General features: G+C 69.4%; 11 protein-coding genes and 1 pseudogene. 4 read left to right on the forward strand and 8 right to left on the reverse strand.

What is annotated here, in order from left to right; translation table 11 throughout:
- A pseudogene (locus tag ACE3O1_RS10855) lies at nt 1–312 on the forward strand (TetR/AcrR family transcriptional regulator); the annotation flags it as partial.
- A 115-nt stretch (nt 313–427) separates the two neighbouring features.
- Nucleotides 428–1,567, forward strand: coding sequence for a hypothetical protein (locus tag ACE3O1_RS10860; RefSeq protein WP_374315052.1), 1,140 nt, complete (start codon nt 428–430; stop codon nt 1,565–1,567).
- 99 nt (nt 1,568–1,666) lie between these two features.
- Here the strand turns inward: ACE3O1_RS10860 and ACE3O1_RS10865 are convergent, their stop codons facing one another.
- Nucleotides 1,667–2,980, reverse strand: coding sequence for an Nramp family divalent metal transporter (locus ACE3O1_RS10865; RefSeq protein ID WP_374315053.1), 1,314 nt, complete (start codon nt 2,978–2,980; stop codon nt 1,667–1,669).
- Between the two features lie 131 nt (nt 2,981–3,111).
- A complete protein-coding gene (locus ACE3O1_RS10870; RefSeq protein ID WP_374315054.1) occupies nt 3,112–4,047 on the reverse strand; it encodes a dihydrodipicolinate synthase family protein in 936 nt (311 codons plus the stop codon).
- Between the two features lie 185 nt (nt 4,048–4,232).
- Here ACE3O1_RS10870 and ACE3O1_RS10875 point away from each other — a divergent pair, with 185 nt between their 5' ends.
- On the forward strand, nt 4,233–5,255 hold the full coding sequence (locus ACE3O1_RS10875) for a LacI family DNA-binding transcriptional regulator (protein WP_374315055.1): 1,023 nt from the start codon (nt 4,233–4,235) through the stop codon (nt 5,253–5,255).
- Between the two features lie 28 nt (nt 5,256–5,283).
- On the opposite strand, the gene ACE3O1_RS10880 is transcribed toward ACE3O1_RS10875, so the two are convergent.
- Both ACE3O1_RS10880 and ACE3O1_RS10885 read right to left on the reverse strand, forming a co-directional pair.
- The gene (locus ACE3O1_RS10880) at nt 5,284–6,693 is read right to left on the reverse strand and encodes an aldehyde dehydrogenase family protein (RefSeq protein WP_374315056.1); all 1,410 of its coding nucleotides are present in this window, start codon (nt 6,691–6,693) and stop codon (nt 5,284–5,286) included.
- A gap of 112 nt (nt 6,694–6,805) precedes the next feature.
- On the reverse strand, nt 6,806–7,780 hold the full coding sequence (locus ACE3O1_RS10885) for a helix-turn-helix domain-containing protein (protein ID WP_374315057.1): 975 nt from the start codon (nt 7,778–7,780) through the stop codon (nt 6,806–6,808).
- Nucleotides 7,781–7,937: 157 nt separating this feature from the next.
- Between ACE3O1_RS10885 and ACE3O1_RS10890 the strand changes: the two genes are divergently transcribed.
- Entirely contained in the window at nt 7,938–9,461 is a 1,524-nt protein-coding gene (locus ACE3O1_RS10890; RefSeq protein WP_374315058.1) for an APC family permease, read from the forward strand.
- 65 nt (nt 9,462–9,526) lie between these two features.
- Here ACE3O1_RS10890 and ACE3O1_RS10895 read toward each other — a convergent pair whose 3' ends face one another.
- From ACE3O1_RS10895 to ACE3O1_RS10910, 4 genes are all read right to left on the reverse strand, one after another.
- The gene (locus ACE3O1_RS10895; protein WP_374315059.1) at nt 9,527–11,551 is read right to left on the reverse strand and encodes a primary-amine oxidase; all 2,025 of its coding nucleotides are present in this window, start codon (nt 11,549–11,551) and stop codon (nt 9,527–9,529) included.
- A 151-nt stretch (nt 11,552–11,702) separates the two neighbouring features.
- Nucleotides 11,703–12,344, reverse strand: a complete 642-nt coding sequence (locus tag ACE3O1_RS10900) for an LON peptidase substrate-binding domain-containing protein (RefSeq protein ID WP_374315060.1) — start codon at nt 12,342–12,344, stop codon at nt 11,703–11,705.
- A gap of 313 nt (nt 12,345–12,657) precedes the next feature.
- A complete protein-coding gene (locus ACE3O1_RS10905) occupies nt 12,658–13,140 on the reverse strand; it encodes a hypothetical protein (protein WP_374315061.1) in 483 nt (160 codons plus the stop codon).
- A gap of 27 nt (nt 13,141–13,167) precedes the next feature.
- Nucleotides 13,168–14,912, reverse strand: a 1,745-nt coding sequence (locus ACE3O1_RS10910; protein WP_374315062.1) for an MMPL family transporter, incomplete at its 5' end; no start/stop codon positions are given.

Consider the following 14,912-nt stretch of genomic DNA (forward strand, 5'->3'; position numbering starts at 1 on the left):
GACTACCTCTTCGGCGTGGAGTTCCTCTCCCCCGACCGCGAGAACGCCGTCGTGCTCGGGCTCGTGGAACTGTCGCGGACGAAGCCCGAGATCGCCGACGTGCTCACCAGTTCATACGGGGCGACGCGCACTCAGCTCGCTGAGCTGGTGGCGCGCGCGCATCCGGATGCCTCGGACGGCGCCTGCCTCACCGTGGCCTACGGACTCCTCACCTGCGCGCTGGGCTCGGTGTTCCTCGGGGATTTCGACACCGATCCCGGGCGCGTGGCGCACTCGCGCGCCGCGGCCGAGGCGCTGCTCGCCACACTCTGAGGGGCCGACTGCTCGGGCGCGGTCGAAGCAACCGGTCGGTGAGCGTCCCTCGGGCATGGGGTCGCACGGGACCTTCGGCCCTGCGGATGGCGCGGCACCGCCGCACAGTGGACCCATGGCCATTCCACTGCGTGCCTCCGTCCGCCGATCCCTGGCCGTCCTCCTTGCCGCCGGCATCCTGTCCTTCGGCGGCGGCGCTGCCGCCGTTGCCGCCTCGCCCGCCCCACCCCTCGAAACGATCGCGGCGGCGGATGATCGCGAGGGTCCGCAGTTCTACACCGGCGCCTTCATCGACGTCTCGGGTGTGATCGACGGCGACGTCTACGCCACCGGCCAGAGCGTCACCATCAGCGGCGACGTGACGGGTGACGTGATCGCTGCGGCCCAGACGATCACGATCATCGGCACGGTCGACGGCGACGTGCGTCTCACCGGGCAGGATGTCTCGATCACCGGCGAGGTGACGCGCAGCGGAACCGTCTTCGCCGCGAGCTTCACCGTCGGCGACACCGGCACTGTCGGGGACGACGTGGTCGCTGCAGCCGGAACCGTCAGCGTCGACGGCGACATCGGCCGGGACATGCTCGTCAGCGTCGGGCGTCTCGACATCGATGGTTCCGTCGGCGGCAGCGTGACGTATGTGAGCGACGACGAAGCACGAATCGCCGACGGGGCCGTCGCGGGGACGGTGGAACGCATCGACCCTCCGCAGACACCCAAGGTCGAGGTCTCACCCTGGGCGGTGCTCCTCGGCTGGTTCCTCGGGGTGTTCTACGCGCTCGTCGCGCTCAGCCTGATCATGCTCCTCGCGGGGCTGCTCTTCCCGCGCTGGCTGCACCGCGTGACCGACCACCTCGTGCCCTCGCCGTGGAAGGCGCTGCTCGTCGGATTCGTGGCCGCCATCGCTGTCCCCGTCGCCCTGCTGTTCCTGGCCGTCACGATCATCGGCGCCCCGCTCGCGCTGGCCGGTCTGCTGGTGTGGACGGTGATGCTCCTCGCGACGTTCGTATACAGCGCGTACTACATCGGACGCCTCGTCTTCCGCGAGAGGGGACATCCGGTCGTCATGTCGCTCGTCGGCGGCGTGATCCTGATCGTGGCGCTGCAGATCCCGTGGCTGAACGTCCTGGTCTGGCTCGCGATGGTGTTCTTCGGGCTCGGCGCCCAGTTGCTGGAGCTGCATCGCCAGCGGCCCTGGCACCTCACGCCGGCGGAGACCACGGCGCAGGCTTCCGTGGGGCCGGCTGCAGAGTGACCGGATGCCGCTCCCGGTGAGTCGCCAAGACACGCCGGTCTCCGGACGGGAGCGCGGCGCGTCTTGGCGACTCGGGTGGTGCGGCCCGCGGAAGGACCGCTATCCCATGCCGAGCAGGCTGGTGACGAGCCGCACCGACAGCGCGAGCACGGCCACGAGCCCGATGGCACCCAGCAGGTTCTGCCACCACTTGTTGCGGAGGCTGCCCATGAGATCGCGCCGGTTGCTCATGATGATGATGAGCGCCGCGAGGACCGGGGCGACGAGCACTGTCAGCGCCTGAGCGAGGACGATCAGTTCGACGGGGGAGGTCTGGAAGGCGAGCGTGATCGTGACGCCGAACGCGAGGATGAACCCGCTGACGATCCGCGCGGTGCGAGTCTCGGCCGAGGCGCCGCGACCGAACGCATCGGACAGGATCGTGCCGCCGGCGATGGCATTGGGGATCATCGACGAGAACGCCGCTCCGAAGAATCCGAGGGCGAAGATCGCTCCCCCCACCGGGCCCGCGAGCGGCTCGAAGATGGCCGCGAGGCCGACGATCGAGGTGGCTGCCTGGCCGGTGGCGCCGAGCACCGCGGCTGCGACGACGATCACGAGCGCGGTCATGACCCCGGGGGCGATGATGCCCGGGATGGTGTCGACGATGGTCACATCCCGGTAGTCGGCCTCGGTCCGCTTGCGCTCCTTGGTGCCGTACGACGTGTAGAAGGCCGCGTTGATCGAGAAGTTCGTGCCGACCAGTGCCACCACCAGCACCCATGCTCCGTCCGGGACGGTGGGAATGAGGCCCGAGGCCGCCTGCGCCCAGTCCGCGTTCGAGATGAACGCGCTCACGATGAAGCAGAAGGCCATCAGCGCGACGATCGCGATCAGCACCTTCTCGATCACCCGGTAGACGGCGCGGATGAAGAGGACCGCGGCGACGCCGAGCGTGCAGATGATCGTCCACATCACCGGCGATGTGCCGGGGATCAGCATGGAGAGGCCGAGGCCCGAACCTACGGCGTTGCCGACGGAGAAGCACAGGGTGATCAAGAAGACGCCCACGCCTGCGATGACGCCGACGGCCTTTCCGAGGTGCTCTTTGATGGAGGTGATAAGTGAGACAGGGCTCCTGATCCCGAGCCGGACGCTCATGTCGGTGAGGAAGATCATGAGGATGGTCGAGATGACGATGACCCAGATCAGCGCGTAGCCGAAATTGCTCCCGGCCTGGACGGCGGTGGTCAGGTTCCCGGGGCCGAACTGCCAGGCGCCCGCGACGAACGCCGGGCCGATCAGACCGAGGGTCTGCCAGAACGAGCGGCGGGTCTTGTGAGCTTCCACGAGTGTTCTCACCGTCTCCGTGGAGATGCGGCCGTGGCCGGTACCGGGTGTCGCCGCGGTGCGGGTGGTGCGGATTTCGCCCATTGCGGGCCTCCTTCGTCGGAGTGCGGTGTCGTGCACCGCGATGTCTTCATTGACGGATGCCGCCCTCGGCGGCGCGACGCGAGCGTCGGGTGCCGGGGGCGGAGGTCACGAAGATCTCCACCCCCGGATGATCACGCAGAGACGGTGACCTTGTCGAGTCCGGCGGACGCGAACGCCGCAGCGATCTCGGCGTCGGCGCCGTCGGCCAGCGGGAGCAGCGGCGGCCGAACGGTCGCGTGGTCGAGGATGCCGCGGTGCACGAGCCCCCACTTGAGGGCGACCGTGCCCTCCATGTGCGAGCCCCGGTGGTACACGTTCTTCGTGACGGGGAGCAGGCGCTCGTGAATGGCGTGGGCGGCTTCGTAGTCGCGCGCCTTGCCGGCGGCGATGAGGTCGACGAGCAGTTCGGGGGCGATGTTGCCATAGCCGACGAGAAGGCCGTCGACGTCGAACATGGTGGGCAGCAGGTACTCGTCGTGGCAGGACAGGATCTGCAGTTCGGGGTAGGCCGCGCGCAGAGCCGGGATCTCCGTGTACCACCGCTTCATGTTCCGCACACCGTTCTTGGTGGCGAACACTCCGGGCTGTCCGGCGATCTCGAGCTGCGTCTCGAGGTCGTAGGTCGCCTTGGTGTTGTCGGGGTACTGGAACAGGATGAGCGGCAGACCGCTGGTCTCCCAGATCTCCCGGTAGCGGGTCTGGGGTGCGCCGTCCTGATAGCCGAACCGCAGCCAGCCGTGCGAGGGGTAGACCAGTCCAGCCGAGGCACCGGCATCCACCGCTCGCTTCGCTTCGAGCGCGGCGACCTTGTTGCCCTCGCCGGTGATGCCGGCGACGATCGGGATCCGGTCTTCGACGGCATCCCGGAATGCGGTGATCACCGAGAGCTGCTCGTCGACGGTGAGGAACGTGCCCTCGCCCGCGTGGCCGAGCACGGTGAGGCTCTTGACGCCTTCGACGGAGGCCAGCCAGGATCCGAGTCGCTCGATGGCGGGGAAGTCGATCTCGCCATCGGTGGTGAACGGGGTCACGGGTGCGGGGTTGAGCCCGCGGAGGTCGAGAGTCATCTCGCATCCTTCTTTCTCTTCGTCGAGATCCGCATCGATGGGAACGATTGCGGGAACGTTTGCAGTAACGATTGCAAGTATCCTGATCGGACGAGAATCTGTCAACCCCCGATGCGGATGCGCCGGATCACGGAGGCGGAGCCGCCCGTGGATAGACTCGCGAACGGAGAGAGGATGAAACGCCGATGGATGCCGAGCTCGACCGGCGCGTGGTGACGCTTCGCGATGTCGCAGAGGCGTCGGGCGTGAGCATCTCGACGGTGAGCAGGGTGCTCGACGAGCGGACGCCCGCATCGAAGTCCGAGACCGCGCAACGGGTACGGCGCATCGCCGATGATCTCGGGTACCGCAGGAATGTCGTCGCCTCCAGCCTGCGCCGCGGTGCGACCGGAACGATCGGTGTCCTCGTCCCCCGCCTCACCGACACCGTGATGGCCCTCATGTTCGAGGCGATCGAGCGCGCAGCGCGTCAGCGGGGGCATTTCGCCGTGGTCGCCACGTGCGGCGACGAGCCCGACGACGAACGGCGCGCGACCGAGACCCTCCTCGACCGTGGCGCGGACGGTCTGATCCTCGCAACGGCCCGGCTGGACGATGCGCTGCCCGCCTCCCTCCGCCAGCGTTCCATCCCGCACGTCCTGGCACTCCGGACCGACGGAATCAGTCCGTCCTCGCTCGGCGACGACGAAGCCGGCGGCTACCTGGCGGTGCGGCATCTCATCGATCTCGGGCACCGCGAACTGGGGATCGTCACCGGACCCTGGTTCACCTCCAGCGCCCGCGCGCGCCTCGCCGGCGCGAAGCGCGCCCTGCTCGAGGCGCACCTCGAGATCGATGACGCCGACGTCATCTCCGGCGGATACGGGGTGGACGACGGCATCAGCGCGGGCGCGGAGCTCTTCTCGCGGTCCCGGCCGCCCACCGCTGTGTTCGCCGCCAACGACAACATCGCCATCGGTGTGATCGCCGCTGCACATCACCGGGGGCTTGCCGTCGGCTCGGACGTCTCCGTCGTCGGCTACAACGACATCCCGCTCGCCGCACGCCTGCCGGTGCCGTTGTCCTCCGTGCACACGGCGTTCGACCAGATCGCGACGACGGCGATCGAACTGCTCCTCAGCCCGGCGGGTTCGGCCGGCGCGATCCGCAGCGCCCTGCCCACGCTGATCCCGCGTTCGTCGACGGGGCGCCCGACCACGCGGTCATAGTGCGCGTCGCGGAGGCGCCGCGCACTCGTCAGCGGCTGATGACCTTGGGAGCGGCAACCGCCTTGAGGCCGGCGACGCCGAACTCCTGCCCGTATCCGGAGGCCTTCACGCCGCCGAACGGCACGACCGGGTTGAGCGCGCCGTGCTGGTTGATCCAGACGGTGCCGGCCTGGATGCGCCTGGCCACCTCGACCGCGGCGTCGACGTCCGCCGACCAGACCGAGGCGCCGAGGCCCTGCGCGGAGGCGTTCGCGCGCCGGACCGCGTCGTCCACGTCCGAGTAGCGGATGACGGGGATGACGGGACCGAACTGCTCCTCGTCGACCAGAGCGGTCCCGTCCTCGATGTCGGCGACCACGGTGGTGCGGTAGAAGAGCGGCCCGAGCTCGGGTGCCGGCTCCCCGCCGACGACGATCCGGGCGCCTCGGCGGCGCGCATCGTCGACGAGCGATTCGACGATGTCGAACTGCTTCTGGTTCTGCAGCGGCCCGAGCACGTTGCCCTCGTCGAGACCGCGGCCCATCGGCATCGCCTCGGCCATTCTCGCGAGCGTGGCCACGACCTCGTCGTACACCGAGTCGTGCACGTAGAGGCGCTTGAGGGCGGCGCAGGTCTGCCCGGTGTTGATGAAGCATCCCCAGAACAGGTTCTCGGCGATCGCGGCGGGGTCGGTGCCGGGGAGGACGATGCCGGCATCGTTTCCGCCGAGTTCGAGGGTGAGGCGAGCGAGGTTCCCGGCGGATGACTCGACGATCCTGCGCCCCGTCGCGGTCGAACCGGTGAACATGATCTTGTCGATGCCCGGGTGACCCGCGATTGCGGCGCCCACCTGCCGATCCCCCGACACGACGGCGAGCACGCCTTCGGGGAGGTGCCGGTTGTACACCTCGGCGAGGGCGAGCACCGAGAGGGGGGTGTACTCGCTCGGCTTGACCACCACCGTGTTCCCCATGCGCAGCGACGGAGCGATCTGCCAGACCGAGATCATCATGGGCCAGTTCCACGGACCGATCGCGCCGACCACACCGAGGGCGTCGTAGTGGACTTCCGCACGAGCACCCTCCGCCTCGAAGACGACTTCCGTCTCCAGCGGGGTGTCTGCGGCGGCGCGCGTCCACACCGCGCACGCACCCACCTCGAAGCGGGCGTTCGGTCCGTCCAGCGGCTTCCCCTGCTCGCGGGAGAGCAGCCGGGCGAGCTCCTCGGCGCTCGCCTCGATGTCATCGGCGATCGCGTGGAGGATGCGCGACCGCTCCGCGTGGCCGAGCGCGTTCCACGCGGGCTGCGCCGCGCGCGCCGCTGCGACGGCTGCATCGAGGTCGGCCACGGAGTGCACCGGCGCGTAGCCGATCGTCTCGCGGGTCGCAGCATCCGGAATCGCCCGCCCCTCGCTCTCGGGAGCGGTGATGGCGTCCAGAATCGACGTCGCGACAGTCATGTGATCCTCCTCGATCGGGGTCCTGCCTCGATTGTCGGAAGATTTCGCCGGCGTGGTTTGCCACTGCGCGCAGGTCGGTTGACCGCCCGCGCACCGCCCCGCGGTCGACGCTCTACGCGCTGCGTACCGTGCTGGGCGGGACGCCGAAGTGGGCGCGGAACGTGCGGCTGAAATGCGCGGCGTCGACGAATCCGTGCGCCATCGCGACGGCTGTGATCGAGAGATGAGCCTGCTGCGGATCGACCAGCGCGTCGTAGCAGCGCTCGAGCCGGCGCGTGCGGATCATCGTGGAGACGGTCGTGCCCTGCTCGTTGAAGACCGCGTGAAGGTGTCGCACCGAGATGAAGTGCGCCGCCGCGATCTGCCCGGGCGAGAGTTCGCTGTCGGGGAGATTCTCGTCGATGTAGTCGAGAACGCGGCGCAGGAGCGTGCCGTGGGCATCGGTCGACGTCACCTCTGGCCCGAGATTGGCTTCGAGGAGCGTCCCCACCATGTCGACAGCGGTGCGGAACATGCGCCGGGCGAGGTGCGCGTCCAGCTCTCCGGCGCCGCGCGCGAGCGATGCCACGTAGGGTCCGATCATCGCGCCGACGCCGCCGTTGCCGTCGAGGCGGGTTGCCGTGAGTCGCGTGATGGTGTCGGCGGGGATGTCGAGCATCACCTTGGGGAACATCACGACCGACATCCGCATGGCGTCGTCGAAGAGGAGGGAGTAGGGCCGGTCCGTGTCGTAGATCGCCATATCGCCGGCGCGGAGCGAGATCTCGCGGCCGTCCTGGACGATGAGCCCGGTGCCGCGCTCGATGAGAGAGAACTTGAAGTACTGCTGCGGCGCACGCGCGATCAGGCCGGGGGTGCGATGGACGCTGTGCTCGTCGGCGGAGATGCCGAAGACATGGATGTCGCCTGCCGCGGCCGCGTCGAGTGCACCGCGGAAGCGGTCGTCCTGCTCGGTATGGACGTCGAGGGCGACGACCGCGTTGGAGACGGCGTGGCGGTAGTCGCTGAAGGGGAGGCGCGCGGCGTCCTGCGCTTGCTGCTCCTCAGCTTGCGCCGGCCCGTGGTCCGGAGTGCGCGGTTCGTCCATGGCTCACCTCACTGTGGCCGATCGTATACGATTCTGGAGTCTAGCACCAGGGCCGTTGTGCTCCCAGAGACAAGGTCTCTGCTCCCCTCGTCAACGCCGCACCCTCGCCGCTCGGAACGATGAGTCCAACCCGATCCGAGCATCGAAGGAGCTGCCCATGGCCACTTCAGGACCGACGACCTCGACGACACGCACAGCGGCGCATCGCCGTCTGGGTGTCCTCGCCGTCGCATTCATGATCATCGCGGCGTCCGCACCGCTGACCGTCGTCGCCGGCGGCGTGACCAGCGCGTACTCGGTCACGCACGTCGACGGCATACCGTTCGGGTACCTGGTGCTCGCCGCCGCTCTGGCGATCTTCGCCATCGGCTATGCGGCGATGAGCAGGTTCATCACCAACGCCGGCGCCTTCTACTCCTACGTCTCCCAGGGCATAGGACGGCCGACGGGCGTCGGCGCGTCCGTGCTCGCGCTCATCGCATACAACGCGATGCAGATCGGCATCTGGGGCATGTTCGGCTTCCAGGTGTCGTCGTTCATCGAATCGAAGACGGGCTGGGCGAGCCCCTGGTGGGTGTGGGTGCTGCTGGGCATCGTGGCCGTCGGCATCCTCGGAGTCAACCGCGTCGATCTGTCGGCGAAGGTGCTCGGCATACTCGTCGCCCTCGAGTTCCTCGCCGTCATCGTGTTCGACGTCGTGGCGTTCGCGAATCCTGCTGAGGGCTTCACCGTCGAACCGATGACGCCGGCGGCGCTGTTCGTACCCGGCGTCGGCGCCGTCCTCGCCTTCGGCATCGCCGCCTTCATGGGCTTCGAGTCCGCCGCCATCTACGGTGAGGAGTCGCGCGACCCCAAGCGCACCATCCCGCGCGCGACGTTCCTCGCCGTCGTGGTGATCGGCGTGTTCTACGCGCTCTCATCCTGGGCGCTCGCCCTGGCGATCGGTCCGGCGAAGATCGCCGACCCTGCCGGAATCTCGCCGGAGGAGGCCGGCCCGCCGCTGTTCTTCAACTTCGTGGCCGAGTACCTCGGCGTGCTCTGGGTCGACGTCATGTCGATCCTCTTCATCACGAGCCTCTTCGCGGCGCTGGTCAGCTTCCACAACGCCGTCTCGCGCTACGCCTTCTCCCTCGGACGGGAGGGGGTGCTTCCGCGTCGGCTGGGTACCGTGCGCACCAGCAGCGGCGCACCCTGGGCGGGCTCCCTCGCGCAGTCGATCCTGGCCGCGGTCGTCATCATCGGCTTCGCCATCGCCGAGATGGGCTGGAACCCCGAGAACGGTCCCTACCCCGTGCTCACCCTGTTCACGTGGCTCACGAACCTCGGCGCGTTCGGGCTGGTGCTGCTCATGGTGCTCGTCTCGGCGGCGGTGATCGGGTTCTTCCGCCGCGACACCCGCGACGTCGGAGCCGGAAGCCGCCTCGTCGCTCCGATCATCGCCCTGGTATCGCTCGGCATCGTGTGGATCCTCATCCTCGTCAACTGGGACGTCCTGCTCGGGCAGACCCAGTCCACTCCGACGACGTTCATCCTGCCGGCCATCCTTCTGCTCCCCTCCCTCGCCGCGGTGCTGTGGGCGTACTGGCTGCGCAAGGCGAAGCCCGACGTCTACCGCCAGATCGGGCACGGCGCCGACGAGGCCGACGCCCCGCACCTGGGCAGCGAGACCGTGGGGGTCTGACCCGGGACCAACGAGGGGACGGATGCCGCGGCATCCGTCCCCTCGTCGTTCGCTCGCCGCCCTGCTCAGTCACCGCATGCGCACGCCGCACCCTTGCCGCAGCCGCCGTCGGCGACCTGGTGCGCCTGGCTGGACTCGGGCACGTCCATCGCGGGGTTCACGTCGAGGAACCCGTACGGCTTGAACCAGAATCCCGCGTAGTCGACGGGCATGATCGGCCAGTCCTCGGGGCGCGGGATGTGCGTGAGCCCGAAGGTGTGCCACAGCACCAGGTCCTCGCCGTCGATGGAACGGTCGTCGGCCGCGTACGCGGGAAGGCCGGCGCCACCCTCGTGGGCGTTCGGGTACCTGCCGGCGGGCCATCGCTCGTCGCGGTCGTAGGCCGTCCCCCACAGGTGCTTCGTGGCGAACGCCGCGCGGGCGGCTACCGACGAGGCCGGGTCCGCCATGAGCAGCGCGGTGGGCTGCGGGATGAGGTGGTACGCGGTGGGCTTGCCGATGTAGTTCTTCTTCGTGGCGCTGCGCACCTCCCACACGCGCGCGACGGAGGTGTCGGCGACGCGCTGCGCCTCGGACTCGGTGCGCAGCGGCGTCTCGGTCCAGGTGAAGGCGTTGCCGAACGGGTTGGACTCGCCCATCGGGATCCGCGCGGCGTCGATCTCGACGAGCCGGTTGTCCTCGCCGTCGACGGCGACGTCGAGCCGAGCCGAGAAGAGGTGCTGGTGCACCGGCGCGAAGACTCCGGGGGCGATCTCCGGCGCGTGCGGGTTGGACGAGCCGGGGTGACCGGCGCCGACGAACACGATGCCGGTCGCCTTCGCCTCGAGCTGGATCGAGCCGTCCAGGTAGAAGTACCAGTAGAATCCGTAGTCGTAGTTGCCGATGGTCGAGAAGTACGAGACCACCAGCCGCCGGGACCGCCGGACATGCGCCCCGACCGGGCCCTGCTCGGTGTGCTTCCACAGGATCCCGTAGTCCTCCTCGTGCATGCAGACCACGTTGGGGATCTTGACCGGGTGGCCGTGGTCGTCGGCGACGAAGCCGTCGAAGTACCGGATGACGCCGAGGCAGTCGCAGCCGAGTTCGAGGTGGTTCGCGTTCTTTCCGAGGAGGTACTCGCCCGCGTCGAAATAGCTGATCCAGAACCGCGTGTTCGACGTGTCGCCGTAGGGCACCACCATCTCGGGCACGCTCGCTCGCGTCAGCACCGGCCGGTCGTCGAATCGCACGTCGTGCAGCACGAGGCCCTCGCGGGCGTTGAAGTCCACGCGCATCGACCAGTTCTCCCACTCGACGAGGGAGCCGTTCACGGCGAAGCTCGGCCCCTCGGGCTGTGTGATCTCGATCGGCTTGAGGCTCGTGCGTGCGGGGCCCACGGCATCCGGCGTATATTTTCCGCTGCCCGACGGCACCGGCACGTCGCCTTCGTCCTCGACGCCGATGACCGCATTGCGGACGAGGTCGACATGCACGATCAGCCCTTCCACGGGGTGGGCCCACGGGATGTCGTCCTCACTGTCGCGCAGGAAGGTCAGGGAGCGGATCACCCGGCGACCCACCTCGTCGGCACGACCGACGAAGCCCGGCGCGAGGGGCGAGCAGAACGCCAGGTCGATGCGGTCCGCGAGCCCCCGACGCGTCATCGCGGCCTGCCATTCGGCGGAGGCCTTGACGATCTCTGCGGCGCGCTCGTACTCCTCGAACAGGTACTGGGGCTGGCCGTACGGGGCCTGCGACGGGTCGCTCGCCACCGTCGAGACCACCACGCGCCGGGTCACGGAGACGACGACGTCGGTCACCGCGCCGGTCGCGGCATCCATCAGCGTCGCGTCCACTCGCCGGTCGAGTGCCGACCCGGGCGTCCACGCGGCGAGCTCGTCTTTCGTGGGCTCGTCGGGGAGCAGCATCGGCACCCGCACCGTCTCACGAAGCAGGCCGGCCTCGACCAGCACCTCTCGCGCGATGGCGATCTCCTCCGCGGTCAGCGGGTCGAGCGGATGCCGCGGACCCGCCTGCTTCACAGCGGTCACCGGGATGAGGTCACGGTTGTCGTGCGGCTGATCGGGCGCGTCGTTCTGGTGCGCGGGCATGGCGTCTCCTTCTCTCGGGACCCACTCTCGCCGACGCGGCCCCGAGGCGGCTTGCCCCGCGGTGCAGGAATCGTGCCCCAGGACGCGGCCGCCGGCTCATCCGCGGGCCGCGCGTCGTCTCATCCCGCCCGGTCCCGGATGCCGCTCGCCCTCACGACTCGAGGTCATCCCCGTCGCGCGCGTCGGCGGCCCGGGCGATGAGCAACGGCTCCTCTTCGAGGGAGAGGTCGATGATCGCCCGGAGCAGCCCGCCGAGGCTGGTCGAGTTCAGCAGCCGGAACCGGTCGTACTCGCCGAGCGGGGCGATCGCGGCGAGCTGCCACGAGGACTCCACGGGATCTTCCGAGAGCGGTGTGTCGGGATCCCACCGCACCTCGCCGAGAACCGATGCGAGGGTGGCGAGGCGGCGCGCGACGCGCTCCGCTTCACGCCGCAGCGGTTCGAGCGCGTCGTCCCAGACGAGCGGGGGCATCGTCGACACCTCGGCGACCGGGTGCGGGTCGTCCTCGCGCCACCTGTCCACGGTGATCCGCTCCCCGCCGACGGCGACCACGTAGAGGTCCTGCGCGCCGGCCTGCACCTGCAGGATGCGAGCGATCGTGCCGACCGAGGCCCGCTGGTCCCCGCCTCCCGCTTCCAGCCCGCGCTCGATGAGCACGACCCCGAACTCCGGGTCCTCCACGTCGAGCAGTCGGCCCATCATCGTGAGGTAGCGCGGCTCGAACACCCTCAGCACCAGCGGCGTGTACGGGAACAGCACGCTGCCGAGCGGGAACATCGCCACGGCGTCCATGCGCACCAGTCAACCAGCCGCTGGGAGGGTGGGGGCCGACGACGGAGCACCTGGCCGAACGCACTCCATGGCGGCGATGCGTGCCCCCGGTCAGGTCAGCGAGTCGAGGATGTCGCGCAGGAGCTCGTCCGTCGTGAGGGGCGAGATGATCGCCAGACGCAGCACCGTCTCACCCGCGTGCGAACTGGGCACGACGAATGCCCGCTGCTCGTCGAGCTGCGCCCGCGATCGATGACGCCGATCCGGTCGGCCAGTCTGTCAGCCTCCTCGAGGTACTGGGTGGTGAGGAAGACGGTGACGCCTTCGTCGCGGTTCAGTCACCGCACCTCGTCCCACATCCGTGCACGACTGACCGGGTCGAGGCCAGTGGTCGGCTCGTCGAGGAACAGCCCTCGTGGCGCATGGACCAGGGCGCAGCGAGGTCGAGCCGACGTCTCATCCCTCCCGAGTACGTCGAACTCCGCTCGTTCAGAGCGGAGCCGATATCGGCGAGCTCCTCGACCCGACGACGGACGTCGGAGCGGCCGAGGCCGTAGAGCCGGCCCTGGAGCGTGAGGATCTCCCGACCGGTCTGGTTCTTGTCGAGCGCCGTCGCCTGCAGCGCCGCGCCGATCCGCGGCCTCACCGTGTCGGGCTCGCGTGACACCGACGCGCCGGCGACGATCGCGTCGCCCTCGCTCGGCGCGAGGAATCCATAGATGTCCCCCTCCTCCACGGTGAGGTCGACGGCATCCACGGCGACCTCCGCCCCGAATCGGCGGGTGAGGCCCCGCGCTGAGATTGCTGGCGTCGGCATCCTCTTCTCACTCGCCCGCCAGGCGAGTCAACGCGCCTCGGCCAGCGACGGTTCTTCGGCCTTCTCCGCCTCGGTCGGGGCCACGGCGAGCGCATCGAGGTGGCGCGCCGCGGCATCCGCATCGCTGACCGCCGGCGTGCGCGGCCACCAGAAGCGATCCTTCGTGAGGAACGCCATCGCCGGCACGATGACGGTGCGCACGAGCAGCGTGTCGATGAGCACGCCGATGCACACGATGACGCCGATCTGCGTGAGCGTGATGAGAGGGAGCACGCCCAGCACCGCGAACACGGCCGCGAGGAGGATGCCGGCGCTCGTGATGACGGCGCCGGTGGCGGCGAGACCTCTGATCATGCCCTGGGTCGTGCCGAGTGTTCGCGCCTCCTCCTGCGCCCGCGTCACGAGGAAGATGCTGTAATCCACGCCCAGCGCCACGAGGAAGAGGAAGCTGAAGAGCAGAACGTTCGTGTCGATCGCGGGGAAGCCGAAGAGCGGGGACTGGAAGAGCCACCAGCTCGCACCGACCGCGGAGAAGTAGCTCGCGACCACGGCAATCAGCAGCAGGAGCGGAGCGACGATCGCGCGCAGCAGAATGATCAGCACGATGAGCACGACCACGAGGATCAGCGGAATGATCAGCGCCTGATCGCGAGCCTGCGCCTGCGCCACGTCGAGAGACCGGGCGTCGAGCCCGCCGACCAGCGCTCCCGAGGCATCCGAGTCGGCGAGCCCGTCGCGCATCCTCTCGACCGTCGCGAAGGATTCCGGCGTCTCGGCCGCGTCCGACAGCACGACGTCGATGCGCGCCAGGTCGCCCGACTCCTCGGCGACCGCCGCCGTGTCGACACCGTCGACGTCGAGGAGAGTCGCGACCGCGTCGTCGGCGTCACCGGCCGCCACGACGACGGTGGCGGGAGAGCTGGTGCCCGCCGAGAAGGCGTCGGCGAGGACCTCCTGCCCCTGCACGGCCTCGGGCTTCTCCAGGAACCGGTCGCTCTGCGACAGGCCGGTCTGGACGAAGAAGAGCCCGCTCGCGAGCGCCGCGAGCACGGCGAACCCACCCAGTGCGACGACGGCCGGACGGCGGGACACGGCGCGTCCGAGCCGGCCCCACGGGCTGCGCGAGATCGCATCGGGCGAGCCGAACCTGGGAATGTACGGCCAGAAGAGTCCCCGGCCGAAGAGCACGAGGGCGGCCGGCAGCACGATGAGCGCGAACGCCATGGCCACGAGCACGCCGACCGCGCAGGCGAGGCCGAGCGCGCGGTTGCCGGCGATCTCGGCGAACAGGAGCGTTCCCAGCGCGAGCGCGACGGTCGAACCGCTCGCGATGATCGCGGGTCCCGCACCCCGCAGGGCCCGGCGCATCGCCTCACGGCGGTCGCTGTGCAGTCGCAGCTCGTCACGGTACCGGGCGATGAGGAGGAGCGCGTAGTTCGTGCCGGCTCCGAAGACGAGCACCGAGAGGATGCCGGAGATCGAGGCATCCAGGACGATTCCAGCGGCGCTCGCCACCCGGGTGGCGACGATGCCCGCCACTGCGTCGGCGACGCCGATGACGACGAGTGGGACGATCCACAGCCACGGGCTGCGGTACGTCACGATCAGCAGGATCGCGACGACGATCACGGTGGTGAGCAGGAGGGTGAAGTCTGCTCCCGCGAAGACCGCGGCGACGTCGACCTCGAAGCCTTCGGGGCCCGTGAGGTACACGCGCACATCGTCGAGATCGGCCGCTGCCGCGTCGCGGATCTCCGCGGCACGCTCTGCCT

The organism is Microbacterium sp., from assembly GCF_041909575.1.
Lineage (GTDB): Bacteria > Actinomycetota > Actinomycetes > Actinomycetales > Microbacteriaceae > Microbacterium.

What these genes read in the sequence shown, in the direction of transcription:
- ACE3O1_RS10860 (WP_374315052.1), top strand. Translation starts at nt 428, where the DNA reads ATGGCCATTCCACTGCGTGCCTCCGTCCGCCGATCCCTGGCCGTCCTC.
- ACE3O1_RS10865 (WP_374315053.1), bottom strand. Translation starts at nt 2,980, where the DNA reads ATGGGCGAAATCCGCACCACCCGCACCGCGGCGACACCCGGTACCGGC.
- ACE3O1_RS10870 (WP_374315054.1), bottom strand. Translation starts at nt 4,047, where the DNA reads ATGACTCTCGACCTCCGCGGGCTCAACCCCGCACCCGTGACCCCGTTC.
- ACE3O1_RS10875 (WP_374315055.1), top strand. Translation starts at nt 4,233, where the DNA reads ATGGATGCCGAGCTCGACCGGCGCGTGGTGACGCTTCGCGATGTCGCA.
- ACE3O1_RS10880 (WP_374315056.1), bottom strand. Translation starts at nt 6,693, where the DNA reads ATGACTGTCGCGACGTCGATTCTGGACGCCATCACCGCTCCCGAGAGC.
- ACE3O1_RS10885 (WP_374315057.1), bottom strand. Translation starts at nt 7,780, where the DNA reads ATGGACGAACCGCGCACTCCGGACCACGGGCCGGCGCAAGCTGAGGAG.
- ACE3O1_RS10890 (WP_374315058.1), top strand. Translation starts at nt 7,938, where the DNA reads ATGGCCACTTCAGGACCGACGACCTCGACGACACGCACAGCGGCGCAT.
- ACE3O1_RS10895 (WP_374315059.1), bottom strand. Translation starts at nt 11,551, where the DNA reads ATGCCCGCGCACCAGAACGACGCGCCCGATCAGCCGCACGACAACCGT.
- ACE3O1_RS10900 (WP_374315060.1), bottom strand. Translation starts at nt 12,344, where the DNA reads ATGGACGCCGTGGCGATGTTCCCGCTCGGCAGCGTGCTGTTCCCGTAC.
- ACE3O1_RS10905 (WP_374315061.1), bottom strand. Translation starts at nt 13,140, where the DNA reads ATGCCGACGCCAGCAATCTCAGCGCGGGGCCTCACCCGCCGATTCGGG.